This window comes from Myceligenerans pegani (genome assembly GCF_014892515.1).
Taxonomy (GTDB): Bacteria; Actinomycetota; Actinomycetes; order Actinomycetales; family Cellulomonadaceae; genus Myceligenerans; species Myceligenerans pegani.
The window spans coordinates 45440-66697 of sequence record NZ_JADBGR010000105.1 but is presented as its reverse complement, the minus strand read 5'-3'; the positions used below and the strand labels follow the sequence as shown (position 1 = coordinate 66697).

General features: G+C 71.3%; 19 protein-coding genes and 3 riboswitches. Of the genes, 11 read left to right on the top strand and 8 right to left on the bottom strand.

Annotated elements, in window-relative coordinates:
* Nucleotides 1–103: 103 nt before the first annotated feature.
* Complete coding sequence (locus IIE03_RS19590) at nucleotides 104–724, top strand: DNA-3-methyladenine glycosylase I (protein ID WP_192864450.1); 621 nt, start codon at nucleotides 104–106, stop codon at nucleotides 722–724.
* A 30-nt stretch (nucleotides 725–754) separates the two neighbouring features.
* Here IIE03_RS19590 and IIE03_RS19585 read toward each other — a convergent pair whose 3' ends face one another.
* Nucleotides 755–1396 carry a lysophospholipid acyltransferase family protein gene (locus IIE03_RS19585; RefSeq protein ID WP_192864449.1) on the bottom strand — a complete coding sequence of 214 codons (642 nt, stop codon included), beginning with the start codon at nucleotides 1394–1396 and terminating at the stop codon, nucleotides 755–757.
* A gap of 93 nt (nucleotides 1397–1489) precedes the next feature.
* Nucleotides 1490–2674 (bottom strand): NYN domain-containing protein, encoded by a 1185-nt coding sequence (locus tag IIE03_RS19580; protein ID WP_192864448.1) that lies wholly within the window; start codon nucleotides 2672–2674, stop codon nucleotides 1490–1492.
* A 115-nt stretch (nucleotides 2675–2789) separates the two neighbouring features.
* Nucleotides 2790–2891, top strand: a riboswitch (SAM riboswitch).
* 8 nt (nucleotides 2892–2899) lie between these two features.
* Between IIE03_RS19580 and IIE03_RS19575 the strand changes: the two genes are divergently transcribed.
* The 3 genes from IIE03_RS19575 (at nucleotide 2900) to IIE03_RS19565 (ending at nucleotide 8018) form a co-directional block, all read left to right on the top strand.
* Nucleotides 2900–3844 carry a methylenetetrahydrofolate reductase gene (locus IIE03_RS19575; RefSeq protein ID WP_225998042.1) on the top strand — a complete coding sequence of 315 codons (945 nt, stop codon included), beginning with the start codon at nucleotides 2900–2902 and terminating at the stop codon, nucleotides 3842–3844.
* A gap of 67 nt (nucleotides 3845–3911) precedes the next feature.
* Nucleotides 3912–4017, top strand: a riboswitch (SAM riboswitch).
* Nucleotides 4011–6569 carry a 5-methyltetrahydropteroyltriglutamate--homocysteine S-methyltransferase gene (gene metE / locus IIE03_RS19570; protein WP_192864446.1) on the top strand — a complete coding sequence of 853 codons (2559 nt, stop codon included), beginning with the start codon at nucleotides 4011–4013 and terminating at the stop codon, nucleotides 6567–6569. (Overlaps the previous riboswitch by 7 nt.)
* 249 nt (nucleotides 6570–6818) lie before the next feature.
* Nucleotides 6819–8018: a golvesin C-terminal-like domain-containing protein gene (locus tag IIE03_RS19565; RefSeq protein ID WP_318843079.1), complete on the top strand. Its 1200-nt coding sequence runs from the start codon at nucleotides 6819–6821 to the stop codon at nucleotides 8016–8018.
* Nucleotides 8019–8141: 123 nt separating this feature from the next.
* Here IIE03_RS19565 and IIE03_RS19560 read toward each other — a convergent pair whose 3' ends face one another.
* On the bottom strand, nucleotides 8142–9656 hold the full coding sequence (locus IIE03_RS19560) for a hypothetical protein (protein ID WP_192864445.1): 1515 nt from the start codon (nucleotides 9654–9656) through the stop codon (nucleotides 8142–8144).
* Between the two features lie 136 nt (nucleotides 9657–9792).
* On the bottom strand, nucleotides 9793–10020 hold the full coding sequence (locus IIE03_RS19555; protein ID WP_192864444.1) for a hypothetical protein: 228 nt from the start codon (nucleotides 10018–10020) through the stop codon (nucleotides 9793–9795).
* Nucleotides 10021–10213: 193 nt separating this feature from the next.
* A riboswitch (glycine riboswitch) is annotated at nucleotides 10214–10337 on the top strand.
* A gap of 221 nt (nucleotides 10338–10558) precedes the next feature.
* On the opposite strand from IIE03_RS19555, the gene gcvPB reads away from it, so the two are divergent.
* From gcvPB to IIE03_RS19530, 5 genes are all read left to right on the top strand, one after another.
* On the top strand, nucleotides 10559–13621 hold the full coding sequence (gene gcvPB / locus IIE03_RS19550; protein ID WP_318843078.1) for an aminomethyl-transferring glycine dehydrogenase subunit GcvPB: 3063 nt from the start codon (nucleotides 10559–10561) through the stop codon (nucleotides 13619–13621).
* Nucleotide 13622: 1 nt separating this feature from the next.
* A complete protein-coding gene (gene gcvT / locus IIE03_RS19545) occupies nucleotides 13623–14780 on the top strand; it encodes a glycine cleavage system aminomethyltransferase GcvT (RefSeq protein ID WP_192864442.1) in 1158 nt (385 codons plus the stop codon).
* A 27-nt stretch (nucleotides 14781–14807) separates the two neighbouring features.
* Nucleotides 14808–15179 (top strand): glycine cleavage system protein GcvH, encoded by a 372-nt coding sequence (gene gcvH, locus IIE03_RS19540; RefSeq protein WP_192864441.1) that lies wholly within the window; start codon nucleotides 14808–14810, stop codon nucleotides 15177–15179.
* 188 nt (nucleotides 15180–15367) lie between these two features.
* On the top strand, nucleotides 15368–15598 hold the full coding sequence (locus tag IIE03_RS19535; protein WP_192864440.1) for a response regulator transcription factor: 231 nt from the start codon (nucleotides 15368–15370) through the stop codon (nucleotides 15596–15598).
* 128 nt (nucleotides 15599–15726) lie between these two features.
* Nucleotides 15727–16149 carry a (deoxy)nucleoside triphosphate pyrophosphohydrolase gene (locus tag IIE03_RS19530; RefSeq protein WP_192864439.1) on the top strand — a complete coding sequence of 141 codons (423 nt, stop codon included), beginning with the start codon at nucleotides 15727–15729 and terminating at the stop codon, nucleotides 16147–16149.
* Here IIE03_RS19530 and IIE03_RS19525 read toward each other — a convergent pair.
* Together IIE03_RS19525 and IIE03_RS19520 are read right to left on the bottom strand one after the other, a co-directional pair.
* A complete protein-coding gene (locus tag IIE03_RS19525; protein ID WP_318843077.1) occupies nucleotides 16136–16951 on the bottom strand; it encodes a 2-phosphosulfolactate phosphatase in 816 nt (271 codons plus the stop codon). The two genes, IIE03_RS19530 and IIE03_RS19525, sit on opposite strands and share 14 nt — an antisense overlap.
* A 115-nt stretch (nucleotides 16952–17066) precedes the next feature.
* Nucleotides 17067–17972 (bottom strand): LysR family transcriptional regulator, encoded by a 906-nt coding sequence (locus tag IIE03_RS19520; RefSeq protein ID WP_192864438.1) that lies wholly within the window; start codon nucleotides 17970–17972, stop codon nucleotides 17067–17069.
* A gap of 225 nt (nucleotides 17973–18197) precedes the next feature.
* On the opposite strand from IIE03_RS19520, the gene IIE03_RS19515 reads away from it, so the two are divergent.
* Nucleotides 18198–18524, top strand: a complete 327-nt coding sequence (locus tag IIE03_RS19515) for a hypothetical protein (protein ID WP_192864437.1) — start codon at nucleotides 18198–18200, stop codon at nucleotides 18522–18524.
* A 272-nt stretch (nucleotides 18525–18796) separates the two neighbouring features.
* Here IIE03_RS19515 and IIE03_RS19510 read toward each other — a convergent pair whose 3' ends face one another.
* Together IIE03_RS19510 and IIE03_RS19505 are read right to left on the bottom strand one after the other, a co-directional pair.
* On the bottom strand, nucleotides 18797–19609 hold the full coding sequence (locus tag IIE03_RS19510; RefSeq protein WP_318843076.1) for an endonuclease/exonuclease/phosphatase family protein: 813 nt from the start codon (nucleotides 19607–19609) through the stop codon (nucleotides 18797–18799).
* 1 nt (nucleotide 19610) lies between these two features.
* Complete coding sequence (locus tag IIE03_RS19505) at nucleotides 19611–20780, bottom strand: pyridoxal phosphate-dependent aminotransferase (RefSeq protein WP_192864436.1); 1170 nt, start codon at nucleotides 20778–20780, stop codon at nucleotides 19611–19613.
* A 144-nt stretch (nucleotides 20781–20924) separates the two neighbouring features.
* Here IIE03_RS19505 and IIE03_RS19500 point away from each other — a divergent pair, with 144 nt between their 5' ends.
* Complete coding sequence (locus IIE03_RS19500; RefSeq protein WP_192864435.1) at nucleotides 20925–21200, top strand: hypothetical protein; 276 nt, start codon at nucleotides 20925–20927, stop codon at nucleotides 21198–21200.
* Nucleotides 21201–21258 lie beyond the last annotated feature (58 nt).

Genomic DNA, 21258 nt, shown 5'->3' with positions numbered 1-21258 from the left:
ATCACACCGGACACTGACATTCGACCCCCGCGGCCCGGCTCGGTGGCGCGGCCTGTGTGGAAAACTCGGTCCGCGTGTCGGTGTCCGGGTGCAGAGTTGTCGCATGACCGAGACGACGACGGACCGCACCGACCAACCCCCCACCTCGCTGCCGCCTCAGGCCGGCGCCCGATGCTTCGGCGACGGCGATCCGCTGTACGAGGCGTACCACGACACGGAATGGGGTCTGCCGGTGCACGGCGAGGCAGAGCTCTTCGAGCGCATCGCGCTGGAGGGCTTCCAGTCCGGGTTGTCCTGGATCACGGTGCTGCGCAAACGCCCTGCGTTCCGCGAGGTGTTCCACGGATTCGACCCCGCGGCGGTCGCGGCGTTCACCGAGCGGGATGTCGAGCGGCTCCTCACGGACGCCCGCATCATCCGGAACCGCATGAAGATCGAGGCCACCGTCGTGAACGCCAGGGCCCTCACCGCACTGCACGGCCAGGGACGCACCCTGGACGAGCTGTTCTGGTCGTTCGCACCCGACGATCCCGGGCGCGAACGCCCCGCTCTGTGGGCGGACGTCCCGGCGCAGACCGGAGAGTCCAAGGCGCTCAGCAAGGCCCTGAAGAAGGAGGGGTTCCGTTTCGTGGGCCCGACGACGATGTACGCCGCGATGCAGGCGTGCGGTCTCGTGGACGATCACCTGTCGACCTGCCCGGCGGTGACCACGCCGAGACCATGAGCGCTCGGACCATGGCAACGATCCTCACGATCAGTCCACACGTTCCTGCCCGCTGAGCTTCTGGATGGCCGTCATGACCTCTTCCGTGAGCTCGCGGCGCGCCTTGGCGGGCCTGGTCCCGGCCTCGATCTGTCGTGACGGGTCGATCGGCGTCCCGAAGTGCACTTCGATCCGGCCGAGCCGCGGCATCTTGCCGATCGGCTTGACCTTATCGGTTCCCTTCAACCCCACGGGGACGACGAGCGCCTTCCCGGTGAGCGCGAGCCACGCGGCTCCCGTGTGCCCCTTGTGCAGCTTTCCGTCGCGCGAGCGGGTCCCTTCCGGGTAGATCCCGAACGCCCCGCCCTTCTCGAGCACGGCGAGCGCGTCCTCCAAGGAGCGCTGGCCGGCCCGAGGGTCGTTCCGGTCCACCGGGATGTGCCCCATCGTGGTGAAGAACCAGCGGGAGAGCGCACCCTTGACGCCCTTGCCGGTCCAGTACTCCTTCTTCGCCAGGAACGTCACGTGCCGGGGCACGGTGATCGGGATGATCACGGAGTCGATGAAGGACAGGTGATTGCTCGCGAAGATGACCGGGCCCTTGCGCGGGATGTTGTCGACCCCCGTCACCCGCGGCCGCAGCAGCACGGCTGACAGGATCGACACGATGAGCTTCAGTACCCGGTACGTCACCCGCACATTGTGCACCGCCTCCCCACCCCCGCGGTGAATCGGACTTCCGACGTCGCGCGATCTTTCACCCACCAAAAGCTGACCAAGACACGGTCAGAGGGCGGTCACCAGGTAATCGTCCGCAGCGTCGTCCCAGGCCAGGCTGACGGCGCCGGAGTCCTGCGCCGCCTTCGCGAACTGCAGGAACCCGCGGTATCCGAGTGCCTTCTCCGAGAAGTCGGGGCGTTCCTTGCGCACGGCGTTCTTCAGCCCGGAGAGCGCCGCGCTCCCGCCGGATCCCTGGACCACGGACCGCAGCAGCGCGAACGCGGCGTCGGCGTCGCCCGCCTCAGGGAGCGAGATCTCGGGGTCGCCCTTCGACGGCCCTTCGGACAGCACGACGAATCCACGATCGGCGAGGAACCGGATGAACTCGCCGAAGGTGCGGAAGCCGTAGTCGGACTCGCTGAAGGTCGGATCCTTGCGTACCAGGGTCCGCTTGAGCATGGACGCGGTCACGGAGTCGGACGACGACGCCTGGAGATCCTTGAGCGTCTGGGCCACCCGTACCTCCATGGTGGGCGGCTCGCCGGCCGGCTCCTCCGCATCCTCGTCGACGACGGCCACTTCGGCGGGCTCGGGCGGAGGCGTCTCCTTCACCTTGCGCTTCCTGCCCGACGACACCGCGCCGGCCTTGTCCGGCTCGACGGGCTCCTGCTTGCCGCCGTCGCCGGGCGGCACGGCCTCCGGAGCCCCGGCCACGGACCGCCGTCGGGCACCACGGGACCTCGTCGCCTTCGGCCTCGGCTCCTCGTCGGGAACGTCGACGCCCTCGAGGCGGTCGTAGAAGAGGAACTCGTCGCAGGCGGCGGGCAGCAGGCGGGACGTGGAGAGCTCCACGCCCACGCCGATGACCCGCTTGTTCAGCTCGCGCAGCTTGTGGACGAGCGGCGAGAAGTCGCTGTCGCCGGTGCACATGACGAACGTGGAGATGTAGTCGCGCTCGAAGGCCATCTCGATGGTGTCGACGACCATCTTGATGTCGGCGGCGTTCTTCCGGGAGGCGCCCATGCGCTGCGGCATCTCGATGAGCTCGACCTGGTGCCGGGTCAGGGCGCGGCGGTCCTCGTCGAAGTACGACCAGTCCGCGTAGGCGCGGCGCACGACGACTCGCCCGCGTACCGCGAGGGCGTCGGCGATGGGGCCGAAGTCGAACTGCATGCCGCCCAGGTGCTCCCGAGCGCCGAGCGCCAGGTTCTCGTAGTCGATGAAGACGGCGAGGCGCTCTTCGTTGTCCATGGTTGCCACCTTACGGGCTACCGCCGACATCGCCGCCGTCCGGCGCGACGGAGCGCCACGTCTCAGCACGTGAGCGGAATCTGGATCGCATGGCGGGCATGTGTGACCATGAGGGCTCACCATCCAGAGCGGTCGAGAGTCCTGGCTCGCTGACACCGCAGCAACCTGTCGCTCCGTGCCGGAGCCGACAAGGTGCTAACGCCAGGTGCGATGGGAGCATCACCTATGGCTGTCGAGACGCCGCACCCGAGCCGGCCGACGATCTCGTTCGAGCTCATGCCGCCGCGCCGACCCGACGTGGCGCCGAAGTTCTGGGAGACCGCCCACCGGCTCGTCGCGACGCAGCCCGACTTCGTCTCCGTCACCTACGGTGCGGGCGGGGGCGACCGCGCCACGGCACGCGATGTCGTGGCCAAGCTCCTGGAGGGCACGCCGGTCCTCCCGGTCGCGCACCTGACCTGTGTCGGCGCGTCCCGTGAGGACGTGTCGGAGGTCATCGACGACTTCCTCGACGCCGGCGTGCGCACCTTCCTGGCCCTGCGCGGCGACCCCCCGAAGGACCAGCCGGACTGGCGGCCGCCGGCCGACGGCGTGCACTCCAGCATCGAGCTCGTCCGGCTCCTTCGTACCGTCGAGGAGCGCCGCTGCGCCGCCAGCCCGGCCACCGCGCTCCGCGGCGCGACCAAGCCGCTCACCATCGCCGTGGCGACGTTCCCGAACGGCAACGCGGACGCGGGCACCACGCGCGAGCAGGAGGTCGTCCGGCTCCTGGAGAAGCAGGAGGCGGGCGCGTCCTTCGCGATCACGCAGCTGTTCTACGAGGCCGAGTCGTACACCGGCTTCGTGGAGGCGGCCCGGAGGGCCGGAGTGACGATCCCGATCCTCGCGGGAGTCATCCCCACGACGGAGCCGCGCCGTCTGCGCCGCGTGGAGGAGCTGACCGGCGTCGTACCGCCGCGGGAGCTGCTCGCGGAGCTCGAGGGCCTGCGGCTCGACGACGGCTCGCCCGACACCGAGGCACAGCACGCCCGCGGCATCGAGCACTCGGTACGCCTCGCCCGCGCCGTCCTGGACGCGGGCGCACCCGGCATCCACGTCTACACGTTCAACAAGCACCGCCCGGCGCTGGACCTCCTGTCCGGCGTCGGCCTCACGACCACCTCGGCCTGAGAGGTCGCGCGGGCCCTGAGAGCCCGTGCGACCACGCCGAGGCCCCGCCTCTCCACGGAGGCACGTACACCCATCCAGAGCGGCCGAGAGACCTGGCTCGACGACGCCGCAGCAACCACCCCCGCCCGGGGGCACGGTGCTCAATGCCAGGTGCGATGGAGCTGAGATGACTGACACGACCGCGCCGGACTCCCCGCGCCCCGACTTCCCGCACGCCACCGCGCTCGGCTATCCCCGGATCGGGCGGCGGCGCGAGCTCAAGCGCGCGCTCGAGTCGTACTGGGCCGGTACGACGACGGCGGACGACCTGGAGCGCACGTCCCGTGAGCTGCGCCTCGCCACCGTGCGGCGCCTGGTGGAACTCGGCCTGGACCCGGGGACGGGTGCCGTCCCGAACTCGTTCTCTCGCTACGACCAGGTCCTCGACGTCACCGCGACGCTCGGCGCGATCCCGGCCCGCTTCGGGCACCTTGCCGCGTCCTCCGCGGCGGAGTCCGTCGCCGGGGCGTCGACGGGAGACCGGGCCGGACTCGCGCCCACGGGATCCGCCACCGGCATCTCCACCGAGGCGTACTTCGCCCTCGCCCGCGGCACGGCCGATCAGCCGCCCCTCGAGCTGACCAAGTGGTTCGACACGAACTACCACTACCTCGTTCCGGAGATCGGGCCGGAGACGCCCATCGGATTCGCCGACGACCGCATCGTCCGCGAGTTCACCGAGGCCGCTCGCCCGTCCGACGGCGGCACGCCCGTCGTGACGCGCCCGGTCGTCGTCGGTCCGGTGACCTACCTGCTGCTCAGCAAACCCGAGGACGGCGCGCCGGAGGACTTCTCCCCGCTGAGCCGCCTGGACGACGTCGTGGCCGCCTACCGCGAGCTGCTCGCCGCGCTCGCCGCCGCCGGGGCGCCCTGGGTGCAGCTCGACGAGCCCGCGCTCGTCAGCGACCTGATCGGTGTCCCGTTCGACGGGCCGACCGGCCCGGGCCAGGACCGGAACGAGCCCGAGTCGGCGCCGAGGACCGTGTCCGACGCCGTCCGCCGGGCGTACGCCACGCTCACCGCCCCGGAAGCAGGGGCCGGACGCCCGCAGATCCTCGTCGCGGCGCCGTTCGGCGACCTGCGGCGCGAGTCCGGTGACCGCCTGGAGCTGCTCGCCGGGACCGACGTCGAGGCGATCGCGCTGGACCTCGTGCGCGGCACCGCGCCCTCGTCGCGACCGGCCGTCCAGGACGCCGCCGACGGCGGTCCCGGGAACGCCGCGCGCGGCGCCGGACTCGCCGTTCCTGGGCTCGCGTCGAAGACCCTCGTCGCGGGCGTGATCGACGGCCACAACATCTGGCGCGCCGACCTCGCCGCGCGGCTCGACCTCCTGGAGTCCCTGCGGGGGACGGGCGCGGGCGCGATCGCCGTCGGCACGTCCACGTCTCTGCTGCACGTGCCGCACGACGTCGCGGACGAACCGCGGCTCGACCCGGCGCTGGCCGGATGGCTGGCGTTCGCCGACCAGAAGGTCGGGGAGGTCGTCACCCTCGCCCGCGGGCTGCGTGAGGGCCGGGCGGCGGTGGAGCCGCAGCTGGCCGAGGCCACGGCGGCCGTCACAGGGCGGGCGGACGCGGCCGGCGTCGTCGTCCCCGCGGTACGGGACCGGCTCGCGCGGCTGTCCGACGGCGACTTCGCGCGCGCCCCCTACGCCGACCGAGCCGCCGCGCAGCGCACGCGACTGGACCTGCCGCCCCTGCCGACCACGACCATCGGCTCCTTCCCGCAGACGACCGAGATCCGCACGACCCGCGCCGCCTGGACTCGCGGCGACCTCACGGACGCCGACTACGAGGCGCGGATCCGCGAGGAGATCGCACGCGTCGTCGCGCTGCAGGAGGAGCTCGGCCTCGACGTGCTCGTGCACGGGGAGCCCGAGCGCAACGACATGGTGCAGTACTTCGCGGAGCGCCTGGCCGGGTTCGCGACGACCGTGCACGGCTGGGTGCAGTCGTACGGATCGCGGTGCGTCCGTCCGCCGATCCTGTGGGGTGACGTGTCGCGCCCGGAGCCCATCACCGTGCCGTGGGCCACGTATGCGGCGTCGCTCACCGAGAAGCCGGTCAAGGGGATGCTGACCGGCCCGGTGACGATCCTGGCGTGGTCGTTCGTGCGGGACGACCAGCCGCTGGCCGACACCGCGAACCAGGTCGCGCTCGCGCTGCGCGACGAGGTCGCGGACCTGGAGACGGCCGGCATCGCCATCGTGCAGGTGGACGAGGCGGCACTGCGGGAGCTGCTCCCGCTCGACGCCGCGGCACAGCCCGCGTACCTCGACTGGTCGGTGCGGTCGTTCCGGCTGACGACGTCGGGCGCCGCCCCCTCGACGCAGATCCACACGCACCTGTGCTACTCGGAGTTCGGCGACATCGTCGGCGCGATCGACGACCTCGACGCGGATGTCACGTCCGTCGAGGCCGCGCGGTCCCGGATGGAGATCGTCCCGGGCCTCGCCTCGGCCGGGTACGCGCGGGGGATCGGGCCGGGGGTGTGGGACATCCACAGCCCGCGCGTGCCGTCCGACGGCCAGGTCTCGGACCTGCTGAAGCTCGCCGTGGCCGAGATCGATCCGCGGCTCGTGTGGGTGAACCCGGACTGCGGCCTGAAAACCCGCGGCTACGAGGAGACGACGGCGTCGCTGACCAACCTGGTCGCGGCGGCCCGGGAGGTCCGGGCCAGTCTCTAGGGCTGGTGCCGGCACGAGGTCGGCATCACCGGCATGAGGTTGCCGACCGCCCGTCTCGGGTGAGGCGCGCGAACCTCGTGCCGGTGACGCCGGCCTCGGGGCCATGACCACGCGGCCGGTGTCCATCACGTCATCACGTCGGGGGTATGACGTAGGTGTGATGTAGGCGGAATGTAGCCGCTCCGACGTGGCCGTTGCGATACTCGGGCTTGACCTGCCCCTTTCGCATCTCGCCGACGTGGAGGACCCGTGCACCACCCACACGAGCACGCCCAGGACCCGCAGGAACACACTCACCACGCGATGGATCGCCGCGGTCTGCTCCGCGGAGCCGTCGTCGTCGGCCTCGGAGCCGCCGGCGCGAGTGCCGCGCTCCCCGCGGCCGCCGCGCCCGCGATCGCCGCTCCGTCCGGGCCTCGCGAGCCGAGCCTCGCGCCCGCGCCGGAAGCCCCCTCCGACGCGCCCGCGGGCACCGCCGCGGGTGTCACGCTGGCGGCGCCGACCATCGCGAGCTGCGACACGTGGGGCGCCGAGGCCCCGCGCGGCACGATCTCGACGACGTCGGGCCGGCCCAACAAGATCCTGATCCACCACATGGCCTCCGCGAACGTCACCGACTACTCACAGGCGGCGGCCTACCGGATCGCCCGCGACGTGCAGCAGTGGCACTTCGCGAACGGCTGGGTCGACTCCGGCCAGCACCTGTCCGTCAGCCGTGGCGGATACGTCATGGAGGGCCGGCGAGGCAGCCTGAACGGCCTGCGGGCGGGCACCCATACCGTTGTCGGCGCCCACTGCCCCGGCCAGAACAGCGACGCGATCGGCATCGAGAACCAGGGCACGTACACGAACGTCGCCCCGCCCGCCCAGCTGTGGAACAGCCTGGTCGACCTGTGCGCGTACATCTGCCAGCAGTACGACATCGCGCCCACGCAGATCTACGGTCACCGGGACTTCCGCGCGACGGCGTGCCCGGGCGACGTGCTCTACTCGATGCTGCCGCAGCTGCGCAGCGAGGTGGCCGCGGCGCTGAACGGCACCTCCTGGTCCGTGACCATCGACAACACCTCCAGCGCGTTCTCCGCGAGCGGGAACTGGCTGACGTCGTCGTACTCGAGCGAGCGGTACGGCTCCAACTACCGGTACACGACGCCGGCCGAGGTGAGCGACCTCGCGACGTACCGGGCAACGATCCCGTCGAACGGGTCCTACCGGGTCGAGGCCTGGTTCCCGGGCATCTCCGGCTACAACACGTCGACGCCGTTCATCGTGTACACGGGCGCGGGACAGTCGACGGTCCGCGTGGACCAGTCGACCGGCGGCGGCGCCTGGTTGTCCCTCGGCACGTACTCGATGACGGCGGGCACCCGGACGGTCGTGGCCGTCAGCCGCTGGACAGGCGGCTCGGCCTACGTCGTCGCGGACGCGATCCGCATCACCCGGCTGTGACGCGGAGGCCGCGCGGGGACGGTGACGTCGTCCCCGCGCGGCTCCGGCGGCGCCGGCCGAGCCGGTCACCCCGCCGGACGAGCGTTCCGGTGTGGTGCGCGCTGAACCCGCGCCGGAGCCGGCTCAGCGGACCGACATCCACACCTTCTTCGACGTCGCCCCGAGGTAGCGGCTGGAGTGCCCCGCGTACTTGACGATCCAGGTTCCGGACTTCCGCGCCGTGAACGACTTCGAGTACCAGCCGGTCGAACCCGTGGTCACCTTGGCCTTGAGCACGGGCCCGGCAGAACCTGCCGGGTCGAAGTAGATCCGAAGCTTCTGCCCGGAGAGCGGGTGGTAGCCACGCAGGTTGTACTTGTCGGCCTGCGTCGGGACCTTGAGCGTTCCGGAGACCTTCACGGTGCGCCCGACGCGGGCCGTCGTGTCACTCACGGTCGTCCTCAGGTTGGGACGCTTGGTGACCGTGAAACTGGCGAGTCCGGAGTCGGCCGGAAAGTCGATGTAGTCCTCATAGTTCCCGTCCGAGTTCTTGTCCAGCCGGAAATCACCCCAGACGGCAAGATCGTAGACGCTCGCGGGGTCGTCCGCACCGATCCAGAAGTTGGCGTAGTAGTGCGTACGGCTCACCTTGACGGCGGGGCTGCAGTACCAGTCGTAGCGGCCGATTCGGCTCGTCGCGCAGACGTAGTCCACGCCGAGAGACAGTCGGCCGGAACTGACGGCGCCCGTGACGTCAACACGCATCCGGGAGTCGTTCGACCCGACAACGGTCACATTCCTCGCAGCCGTCTTCAGCGACATCGTGATGCCGTTGTCGGGCTCGGTGTACTTGACCGTCTTCGTGAGATCGGCGCTGGGGGCAAGCTTGCCGGTGGGCCTCACGTTCGACCGCGCGTACCCCCAGTTGCCCTTGAACCGGGCGATCCAGCGCCCAGCGCCCGGGTAGGCCAGTTTCTTGCTGAACGTCCCCTTCGACGACGTCGTGACGGTCGCCTTGTAGACCGGGCCGGCACTGCCGTCGGGGTCGAAGTAGAGAGCCATCTTGGCGTCGGGGTAGCGCTTGAGGCCCACCTCCGTGTTGTAGTACTGCGGCACAGCACGCCTGAGCGAGCCCGAGACGACTACCGACGAGCCCGACCGCCTCGCCGTGACTGCCGCCTTCGTCTGGCGCTTCACCGAGAACGACAGCGCGGACTCCTCGTACGTCCCGAAGTTGCCCTCGCCGTCGAGGGTGAACGCAAGCTCGAGGTGGATGTCATAGGTGCCCGCGGGGTCGCTCGCGTCGAGGTAGAAATCGGCGTGCGCCCTCGTGCCCGAGTCCTTCACGAGGTATACGCGCTCGCCGTACCCGTCGCTTCTGCTCTCCACGAAGATCGCGCTCTTGCCCGAGGCGCTCAGCCTGAGCGACTTGCCGTGCGGGTTGAAGACGAAGTTCACGCGAGCGACACGAGGCGCCGTGCCCGTCACCACATCCGAGACGGAGTAGGTGACGTCGAGCGGTCCCGCCGACGTCTCGACGCGAAGCGAATCCTTCCTTGTCGCGGCCTCGGCGGTGGGGGCGAGCGGAGTGACGAGCCCGCCGAGCAGGACAGCACCCGCAGACAGGGCGACTACGGCAGAACGCAGCAATGAGCGCATGGATCAACCTCTGGGAGGAAGAAAAGAAAGGAAAGGAAATGGCCCGTCGAAGACGGCACCGTCGCTCATCCTGGCACACGCCGCGCCCCGATATGCCCGGCTGCAGGGTGAAATCGGGGCTCGGAAGCCGGGTACGTCAGCGCTCGTGGGCGCCCAGCATCGGGAGGCCGAAGGACAGGCCGACCAGGAGGATGCCACCGGTGAACGCGAGCGCGCCGCCGAGGTCCTCGGACGGCCCGGCGGCGGTTCCGACGCCGATCAGGGCGAGACCGCCCGCGAACAGGGCGAAGCACACGATCACGCGCACCAGGAGGGCCGCCGTCGGCTCCTGCTTGTCACGGTGGGCAACCTGGAAGTTCGTCATGGGGCAAGCGTAGCGGCGATCGAACGGCATCCGGGAGCGCGGCCGGGGCGTGCTGCGGGCGGCCCCTGGTCCGAGCGCGAGGCTCCGCCGGGCCCCGCGTCACATCGCGCCCCCGTGCCCCAGTAGGCTGGACCCACAACTGAATCGACGGCCCGGGGTTCCGACGCGTTCGGTTTCCTGGACCGTGCCGCCATCAGCCGCGACGGGAGAGTCCGGACATGGCGTCGTCACCCCCGTGGACGACGACGCCGGAGCCGGCGCCGAAGGAGCAAATCCTCCCCGGGAATCTCTCAGGCCCCCTGTACCGTCGTGGCGAGGCAACTCTGGAAAGCGAGCCGCTTCGCGACCCGGTCACCGCCGGGCCATGAAGCCTCCACCGACGGTGCAAGCCGGCGTGCCCCGTCCCGCGAGGGAAGGCGGACCGGCAAAACTCTCAGGTCGACGTCAGCCCCGCACCGGGGACACGGTGTCCGATGACAGAGCGGGGAGGGACCCCCTTCGTCGTCCCTCACGCCCTCCGGACCGCAGGAGCCCGCCCGTGAACCAGCACCACCCGGTACCGGCTGTCTTCGCCGACCGGCATCTCGGCCCGCGTGGCCGCGAGACCGCCGCGATGCTCGACCAGCTCGGCTACGACACCGTGGACGCCCTCGTCGAGGCAGCCGTCCCCAAGTCGATCCGCACCCAGCGTCCGCTCGGCGTGCCCGAGGCCCGCAGCGAGGCCGAGGTCCTGGCGCACCTGCGCGACATCGCGGGCAGGAACCAGGTCAAGCGCCAGATGATCGGCCAGGGTTTCTACGACACCCACACCCCCGCCGTCATCCGCCGGAACGTGCTCGAGTCGCCCGCCTGGTACACGGCCTACACGCCCTATCAGCCGGAGATCAGCCAGGGCCGCCTCGAGGCGCTCCTCAACTTCCAGCAGACGGTCGAGGATCTGACCGGTCTGGAGATCGCCAACGCCTCCCTGCTCGACGAGGCGACCGCCGTCGCCGAGGCGGTCGCCCTGATGTGGCGGGCATCGCGGGCCAAGGCCGGGTACGTCGTCCTCGACGCCGATCTCTTCGGCCAGTCCCTCGCCGTCGCCCGCGGCCGCGCGGAGGCGATCGGCCTCCCGGTCGTGGTCGTGGACCTGGGCGCCGGCCTGCGTGCGGGCCTCGACGCCCACGTCTCCGGCGGCGGTGCGCTGCCCGACGGCGACCTCGTGGGCGTGGTCGCCCAGCAGGTGGGCGCGAGCGGCCGGATCCTCGACGCACGCGGCGTGGTGGCGGAGGCCAAGGAGTCGGGCGCCCTCGTGACGATCGCCACCGATCTCCTCGCCCTGACCCTCCTGATCAGCCCCGGCGAGCTCGGCGCGGACCTCTCGGTCGGCTCCGCGCAGCGCTTCGGCGTCCCGCTCTTCTACGGCGGCCCGCACGCCGCGTACATGGCGGTCCGGAAGGGCCTGGAGCGGCAGCTCCCCGGCCGCCTGGTGGGCGTCTCGATCGACGCCGACGGCGCCCCGGGGTACCGCCTCGCCCTGGCCACCCGCGAACAGCACATCCGCCGCGAGCGTGCGACGTCGAACATCTGCACGGCCCAGGCCCTTCTGGCCATCGTGGCCGGCATGTACGCCGTCTACCACGGCCCGGAGGGCCTGAAGGCCATCGCGGAACGGGTCCACACCCACGCGACCACTCTCGCCGAGACCCTCCGCACAGCAGGCATCGAGATCGAGCACCCCCACTTCTTCGACACGGTTCGCGCGGCAGTTCCCGGCAAGGCCACCGAGCTGGCCCGGGCAGCGGCGGAGGCCGGCTACAACATTCACGTCCCGGACGAGAACCACATCCAGATCTCCTGCGACGAAACCACAACCGCAGCGGATGTCGAGACCGTCACCCACAGCCTCCTCACCACCCTCGGAGCAACCACACCGACGGCCAAGACCGCCACCCGCGACCTCCCCACCCCCCTGGGAGGAAACGCGACAACCGAGGCCGGGAGCGCGGAGGCTCCCTCCGCAACCGTCTCCCCGAACGGAGGGCCCCCTGGGGCCCGTGAGTGTGTCGCGGAGGGAACCTCCGCGCTCCCGGCCGAACTCACCCGAAACACCGAATACCTCCAGCACCCGGTCTTCCAAACCCACCGCTCCGAAACCAGCCTCATGCGCTACCTGCGCAAGCTCTCCGACAAGGACCTAGCGCTCGACCGCACGATGATCCCCCTCGGCTCCTGCACCATGAAGCTCAACGCAGCCGTCGAGATGGAGTCGATCTCCTGGCCGGAGTTCGCCAACATCCACCCGTACGCCCCGTCCGACCAGACCGCGGGCTACGCCGAACTCATCTCGGCCCTGGAGGCCCAGCTCGCCGACATCACCGGCTACGCCGCGGTCTCGGTCCAGCCGAACGCGGGATCGCAGGGCGAGTTCGCCGGCCTGCTCGCGATCAAGGAGTACCACCGCTCCCGCGGCGAGCAGACGCGCGACATCGTGCTGATCCCGGCGTCCGCGCACGGCACGAACGCCGCGTCCGCGGCGCTGGCGGGCCTGCGGGTGGTGGTCGTGCAGACGGCCGACGACGGCGAGATCCTCCTCGACGACCTGCGTGCCAAGCTGGAGCAGCACGGCGCCCAGGTCGCGGCGATCATGATCACGTATCCGTCCACGCACGGCGTCTACGAGGAACACGTCCGCGAGGTGTGCGACCTGGTCCACGGCGCCGGCGGCCAGGTGTACATCGACGGCGCGAACCTGAACGCACTGGTCGGGCTGGCCCGGCCGGGTGAGTTCGGCGGGGACGTGTCGCACCTGAACCTGCACAAGACGTTCTGCATCCCGCACGGCGGCGGCGGGCCGGGCGTCGGGCCGGTGGCCGTGGCGGAGCACCTGGTCCCGTTCCTTCCCGGGAACCCCGTGGCGTCGTCGGACGGCGCGGGCGGCGGGCCGGCGGGGACGCCGATCAGCGGCACGAACCACGGGTCGGCCGGGATCCTGCCGATCTCCTACGCCTACCTCGCCCTCATGGGTCCGGACGGGCTGACCGAGGCGAGCAAGACGGCCGTGCTCACGGCGAACTACGTGTCGTCGCGGCTCGCCGAGCACTTCCCCACGCTCTACACCGGCCCGAACGGCCTGGTGGCGCACGAGTGCATCCTCGACCTGCGGGACCTCACGGCGAGGACCGGCGTCACCGCGGCCGACGTCGCCAAGCGCCTGCAGGACTACGGCTTCCACGCGCCCACGCTGGCGTTCCCGGTCGCGGGCACGCTCATGGTCGAGCCCACGGAGTCGGAGGATCTCGCGGAGCTGGACCGGTTCGTGGACGCGATGCTCGCGATCCGCGCGGAGATCGACGACGTCGCGGCGGGCCGCTGGGCCGTCGAGGACTCGCCGCTTCGGGGCGCACCGCACACGGCGGCGTCGGTCAGCGCGACCGACTGGACCAAGCCGTACTCGCGCGAGACCGCCGCGTACCCGCTGCCCCACCTGCGCCACGACAAGTACTGGCCGCCGGTGCGGCGCATCGACGACGCCCACGGCGACCGCAACCTGGTGTGCTCCTGCCCGCCGGTCGAGGCCTTCGCCGTCGATCACCGCAGCCGCGGGGAGGAGAACTGAGATGACCGACAAGAGGACCCCGCTGCACGAGGAGCATGCCGCGCTCGGGGCGCACATGACCGGGTTCGGCGGCTGGCAGATGCCGCTGCGCTACACCTCCGACCTGGCCGAGCACCGTGCCGTGCGCGAGGCCGCCGGGCTGTTCGACCTGTCCCACATGGGGGACATCGGTGTGCACGGGCCGGACGCCGCCGCGTTTCTCGACCATGCCCTCGTCGGAGCGATCTCCCAGGTGCAGCTCCTGCGCGCCCGGTACTCGATGATCTGCGCCGACGACGGCGGCGTGCTCGACGACCTGATCGTGTACCGCACGGGCGAGTCCGAGTACTTCGTGGTGGCGAACGCCGCGAACACCGACGTCGTACTCGGTCAGCTGCGGCAGCGCGCGGCCAGGTTCGATGTCGAGGTGGCACCGGTGGAGAGCGCGCTGCTCGCGGTGCAGGGACCCCGTGCCGAGGAGATCCTCCGCGCCACCGCCGGGTTCGAGGAGGATCCCGAGGCCTCGGGCGGCGTCACGCTCGAGAACCTCAGGTACTACGCGTGCGCGCCGATGCGGTTCCGGGGCGAGGCCGTGATCGTCGGCCGCACCGGGTACACGGGCGAGGACGGCTTCGAGATCTGGGTGTCCCCGGGAAGCGCCGTCGGGCTGTGGCGCGCGCTGCTCGCCGCGGGCGAGTCGTTCGGGCTGGTCCCGGCGGGGCTGTCGGCGCGCGATTCATTGCGTCTCGAGGCCGGGATGCCCCTGTACGGGCACGAGCTCGACACGACGACCACCCCGTTCGAGGCAGGCATGGGCCGCGTCGTGCGCCTCGACAAGGAGACCGCGGACGGACGGCCGCTGCCGTTCGTCGGGCGGGAGGCGCTCGCGTCGCGCAAGGACGCGCCGCCCGCGCGGGTCCTCGTCGGACTCCGGGGCGAGGGCCGCCGTCCCGCCCGCGCCGGGTACGACGTCGTGCGCCGCGCCGCCGACGGAGCCGCGGGGGCGAAGGTCGGCTCGGTGACGTCGGGCGCACCGTCTCCCACGCTCGGGTATCCCGTCGCGATGGCGTACGTGACTCCCGAGGTGTCGGCCGAGGGCACCGAACTGGCGGTGGACGTGCGCGGCCGCACGGAACCGTTCGTCGTCGTGCCGCTGCCGTTCTACCGTCGTACCAAGTGATCGAGCCACCACGAGCAAGGAGCCCTCATGGCCGACTATCCCGCCACGCTGAAGTACACCAAGGAGCACGAGTGGGTGAATGACGAGTCCCCCGCGACCGTCGGTATCACGCCGTACGCCGCCGAAGCGCTCGGCGACGTGGTCTTCGTGGAACTGCCCGAGGTCGGCGCCACGATCGAGCACGGCACCGTGGTCGGTGAGATCGAGTCCACGAAGTCGGTCTCCGAGTTGTACGCGCCGGTCAGCGGGACCGTCACCGAGGTGAACCAGGCGGTGATCGACGACCCGGAGCTGGTGGGCTCCTCCCCGTTCGAGGCGGGCTGGCTGTTCAAGGTCGACGTGAGCGGCACGGGCGAACTGCTCACCGCCGAGGAGTACATGGCGCACGCGGGCATCTGACCTGATAGTTCACCTGCGGGAGGTTCGTGCGGTCGCCGCGCGGGCCTCCCGCTGTGTTGCGAGAAGGTCACGGAACCGGATCGGTCCGAGAAGTCGCGTCATGAAATCCGCCCTGCGGACTCTCTACCCGTAGCAGCACCCCTCAAGGCCGTAGCCCCAGACACGGCCGCTGCACAGAAGGAGAACGCATGAGCACCGTTGTGGCCGACCGTCCCGCCCTGACCCGTCGTGAGCGTGTCGTGCTCGAAGGCCTGATGAACAAGGAAGAGACCCTCGAGCAGATCGCGGAGACGCTGTTCGTCACGCGCAACACCGTGAAGTCGCAGGTACGAAGCCTCTATCGGAAGCTCGGTGTGTCCAACCGGGCCGCCGCGGTGGAGCGCGCCGAGCGCCTCGGCCTCAACAGCAACAACAGCTGAGCCGGAATCCCGATCGTCGGCCTCTTCCGCCGTTCGCGGTGGCGTCCGTGTGCCCAGGGCGGACGTCGCCGTGACGGCGTGGCCACGCGAGGCTGACCGATGCGGCGGGGCGTGCCAGGATGCTCGGCATGGCCGCCCCGATCCTGGTGGTCGCCGCCGCACTGGTGGACGACCTCGACCTCCCCACACGCATGCTCGCCGCCCGCCGCACGCGCCCGACGGCGCTGGCGGGCCGCTGGGAGTTCCCCGGCGGCAAGGTGGATCACGGCGAGACACCCGTCCAGGCGCTGCGCCGCGAACTGCGTGAGGAACTCGGCGTCACCGTGGACCTCGGTCGTGAGGTGCCCGGGCCCGACGACGGCGACTGGCCGCTCACGGAGCGCTACCGCATGCGCCTGTGGTTCGCGCGGATCATCGACGGGCACCCCGAGCCGCTCGAGGACCACGACGAGTTGCGCTGGCTCGCCACGGCGGAACTGCACGACGTCGACTGGATCGAGGGAGACCTGCCGATCGTGGCCGCCCTGAGCGGGTACTTCAGGCAGCCGTAGTCGGCCTCGCCCGTCGGGCGGCCGCGATCCGGTGGCCGAGCGGCACGAACGCGCCGTCCATGAGCACGGGCACGACGTCGGTCGCGTCCGCCTCCGCCGCCATCATCACGTCCTCGTCGAAACCGCTGTCCACCAGTTCCCGGCCGCTCACCGAGCCGAACAGCAGGTCGGCGGGCTCCGAGGTGCCCTGCCACATCGCCATCGCCGCCCCGGTCTCGGCCGAGATCCGGGTGACGTCGTCGGGCAGCATCGCCGTCAGCCGTGCGGCGATCGCCCCCGCGGCGATCTGGTCCTCCAGCGCCGGCCGCAAGGAGTCGTCGGGCCAGTGCTCGCCGGCGGGGACGAGGACGACGTCGTGCTCGGGGTTGGCGTCCAGGTGCGCGGCGGCCAGGCCCGCGACCGCGGAGGCGTTGCGCAGGCACCCGACGATCATGAGCGCACCACGGCTGCTGATGGTGTGGGCGATCATGGAGCCGTTGGGCGACGGCAGCACGACCCGCTCGGCGTCGAGGTCACGCAGCGACGCGGGGGACAGGCTGATGCCCTCCTCGGCGCGCGGCCCGGCGAGAACGGCTCGCATGGTGCGTGCGAGTCGCGCGGCGCCCGCCACGTCCCGGTACGGGAACGGATAGACCCCGGCGCCGGCCTCGCAGGCGACGGTCACCGAGGTCGAGAAGGACAGAACGTCGATCACCACGACGAGCGATTTGCGCGCTCCCGAATCGGTCAGCGCGCGGGCACCGACCAGTCCCCAATCGGTGCGGACCCGGGCAGGGCGCTGGTCGTGTGGTGAAGCGTTCACGGACGCATCGTAGAGCCTCCAAGAGGTGTTCAGGTACCGGCATCCCGGGAAAAATCGGTCACGATTCCGCGCGGGTGCTTTTGGTATTTCGGACACCTCATGCTGACCTCGTGAGTCACGGCGTCATACCCCGCGCCGACTCCACCATCTCGTCCACCACGGCCCGCACGGCCGGGCTCGGTTCGTGGCGTCCCACGCGATGCCGGACGACGAGCCGGCGGGATCCGAGTCCGGCGAGCCGCACCACGGTGACGCCGTCGGGCACGTCCTCCTCCTTCAGGGCCAGGGCGGGGAGCATCGCGATGCCCTGACCGGCGGCGACCAGCGCGAGCGCCGTGTCGAAGTCGTAGTAGGAGTGCCTGGTGACGATCTCGGTGCCGAGCGTGCGGGCCAGCCGGCGCAGCGCGCGGTCGGCCGCGATGTCCGCGAGCGGCCCGACCCAGGGCAGGCCGGGGAGCTCGTCGAGCCGCTCGGGCGCCGCGGTTCCCGGCGGCACGACGATGCACCAGGGCTCGTCGAGCAGCGGGATCTCGTGGACCCCGCGTGGGGCGGGGGCGTCCATGTCCACGTCGCGGTCCAGGATGACGGCGTCGAGGTCGCCGGCGCGGAGCTTCCGGACCGACTCGAACGGGTCGTGCTCGCTGACCTCGACCTCGATCCCGGGGAACTTCTCGGCGAGAGTGGCGAGCATGGGGGCGACGACGGCGCGGATCGCCGTCTGGAAGGCGCCGATCATCACGCGGCCCGTGACCTCCTCGCCCAGGGCGGCGATCGCCTGGCGCGCCTCGATGAGTTCCGACTCGATGCGTTCGGCGGCCTCGGCGAGGACGCGACCGGCGGGAGTGAGCGTGACGCCGCGAGGGCCGCGGTCGAGGACGGTGATCCCCTCCTCGGCCTCCAGCCGGGCGATCTGCTGGGACACCGCCGACGGCGTGACGTGGAGCAGGTCGGCCGCGGCGAGGACCCCGCCCGCGCGGTGCACCGCCAAGAGAAATGCGAGTCGGCGAGGGTCGGCAGCCATGAAGCAATGCTACACCCGGGAGTCCACGAACGTTCGATTGTGCTGAAGGTATTCGGGGGTTCAGAATAGTTCCGGCACCGGCCTGCGGTCCCCTCCGATCGGCCGGTGCTGCCAACTCTGACGTGCCCGTCAAGCGGCACTCGGACCTACCCCCTCGCGTCAGCCGCCACCGGGGTTGACCACGCAATTTCGAATCGATTCGGGAGGTGCTCTGTGCTCTCACTCATGACCGTCCTCACGGCCCTCGGCTGGGTCGGCGCCGTTGCTGGACTTGTTGCGTACGCGATGGTGAGCCAGGGCAAATGGCGTCCCGACTCGATCGCGTTCCAGGCGACCAACGTGTCCGCGGCGTCGATCCTCATGGCCGTGGCCGCGCTCAACGGGGTGTGGCCGTCCGCGGCGTCGAACATCGCGGCCATCGCGATCGGCGGGAACGCGCTGTTCATGGTGGCCCGCGCGCGGGGCCGCAAGGCCCGTGACGCGCAGTCGGATCTCCCCGCCGCCACGCCCGCGGTCCACGCGGAGTCGGTGGTCCGGTCGACGTTCCGCTGATTCCGGACGCGACGGCCTGCGGGACCGCTCGGGCACATCAGCAAATCACCGACGTGTGGTGACAAAAACCCCACACTCCTGAATGGTGTGACCTGAGCAACTCGGTGTTTCTGGACGCCAACTCGGTGCGCGCCGGCGGCCCTCACCAGACGCTGCGGGTCTGATGACGGCCGCCGGCACGTGTGCCGCGGCGGTGGTGTCCGGCGGCGCCCGGCGACCCGCCGCGGACTCCGCCGACCGAACGCGCCGCGCACCCGCCGATCGGGAGCGCACTACGCGAGCCGGACGTCGGCCACCAGCGCCCGATGGTCCGACAGACCCGTGTCCACCGCGCGGGACTCTCCGTCCACCGGCGTCGCACCGTCGTCGTCGACCAGGATGTGGTCGATCTGGAACCGAGGCCTGCCGACCGGGAACGTCGGCGCCGTGGCCGCCGCTCGCCACCTCGTCACCGTGACGGGCGCCTCGTCGCGCAGGTTCAGGTCGCCCATCAGCACGAGCGGCCGGGGCGCGGCGCCGAGGGCGTCCCGCAGCCACGGCAGTTGCGCCCACGCGTTGCCCAGGCGCGAGCTGAGGTGCGTGGCGCACACGGTGACGCCGCCCGACGGCGTCTCCAGCTCCGCCGCCACGGCCGCGCGCGGCTCGTCGACGCCCAGCTGCGCGGGACCGATCCAGCGGCTCGCCATCGGCAACCGCCACCGTCGCCATGCCCGCACCGGGAACCGTGAGGCCAGGGCGATCCCGTACGCGGGGTAGCGCTCGCGCCCCCGTGCCCGCCACCGCAGCCCGGGCGCACTCATCCAGCCGGCCACGGTCGGCACGTACCGATGGTCGACCGCGCCCATCGCCTCCGCGCAGATCCGCGCCTGATCGGCGAACCGGCTGCGCGGCTGGTACCGATCCACCTCCTGCAGGGCCAGGACGTCCGGATCGAGGGAACGTACGGCGTCGGCGAGCCGCTCGCGGTCGCAACGGCCGTCGGGGCCCAGCCCGTGCTGGATGTTGAAGGTGACGAGGCGCATCGTCCACATCGTGCCGCGGCCCGACGGCGACCGCGCGCCCGCTCCGTCGTCGTCGGCCGTCACCTCACAGCGTCTTGTGCCACGCCGCGATGCGGTCCACCGCCCGCGCGACGACGTCGGGCGCGGACGCGAACGACAGCCGCACCCAGTCCCCGCCGCCGACCCCGTCGAAGTCCAGGCCCGGCGTGATCGCCACGTCCGCCTCGGCGAGCAGCCGCTCGCAGTACGTCACCGAGTCCAGACCGAACCGGGCGATGTTCCCGTAGAAGTAGAACGCGCCGTCCGCGGGTGCCACGGGGTCCCAGCCGAGCTCCGCCTGCCGTTCCAGCAGCAGCGCGCGCGAGTCGGCGTACCGGGCCACGTTCTCCGCGGCGGCCGCATACCCCTCCGCGGAGAACGCCGCGATCCCTGCCTGCTGCGCCAGCGCGGGTGGTGACAGCGCCACGTTCCCGGCCAGCGCGCCGACCGGCGCGACCAGTTCGCCGGGCAGTACGAGCCAGCCGAGCCGCCAGCCCGTCATGGCCCAGTACTTGGAGAAGGAGTTCACGACGACGGCGCCCCGGTCCGCGTACCGCGCCGCCGTGGCCTGCGTGACCTCGTCGGAGTACGCGATGCCGTGGTAGATCTCGTCACTGATGAGGCGTACATCGTGTGCCGCGCACCACTCGGCGACCGCGTCCAGCTCGTCCGGCGTGATCATCGTCCCGGTCGGGTTGGCCGGGCTCGCGACCACGAGCCCGTCGAGCCCACCCTCGTAGTACGCCTCCATCAGCTGCGAGACACCTGGCTGGTAGCGGGTCTCGGGACCGCAGTCGAGCTCGATCACCTCGCATCCGAGCGCGGACAGGATGTTCTTGTAGGCCGGGTAGCCCGGGCGCGCCAGCGCCACGCGATCCCCGACGTCGAACGCGGCGAGGAACGCGAGCAGGAACCCACCGCTCGACCCCGTCGTGACGGCGATCCGGTCGGGGTCGACGTCGAGGTCGTACCAGCGCCCGTAGTGGCCGGCGATCTCCTCGCGGAGCGCCGGGACGCCGAGCGCCTCGGTGTAGCCGATGTCGCCGGTGCGCAGCACCTCGGCCGCGCGCTCGCGTACGACGTCGGACGCGCCGGTGGACGGCTCACCGGCGCAGAGGTTCAGCACGTCCGCACCCGCGGCGCGGCGGGCGTTCGCGGCGGCGAGCACCTCCATGACGGCGAACGGGGGCACGGCGGAGCGACGCGAGACCTTCATAGGCGCAATGATGCCTGGTCGACGGCCACGGGGGAGGAGGTCAGGGCCGCACGACTTTCCTTGACCCCGCGGACGCTGGGCCGAACACTGTCGGTGAACCAGTATCACCTGTTCTGACCTGCACGTTCACGACAGAGGAGAGCTGTGTCCGCCAAACCGCCCGACAGGCCGCGCCCCGAGTACAGGGGCGAGATCCTGACGATCACGAACATGATCGCCCTCGCCGGCGCCGTCCTGATCCTCGGAGTGCTCCTCGACCGGTTCGCCGGGATGGAGCCGGCCTACGCCGTGGGCCGCATCGTGAGCGTGCCGCTGCTCGTCACGGCGATCGTGCTCGCTGCGCGACGGCGGACCTGGCCGGCGCTGATCGTGCCGGCGGCCGGGCTGGCGTTCCTCGCGTCGACCTTCTTCGTGGGCTGATCCTCCCGGCCGGGCGCCACCTGCAAGTCCGCGCCCCGGCGGGACACAGGCAAGGTGA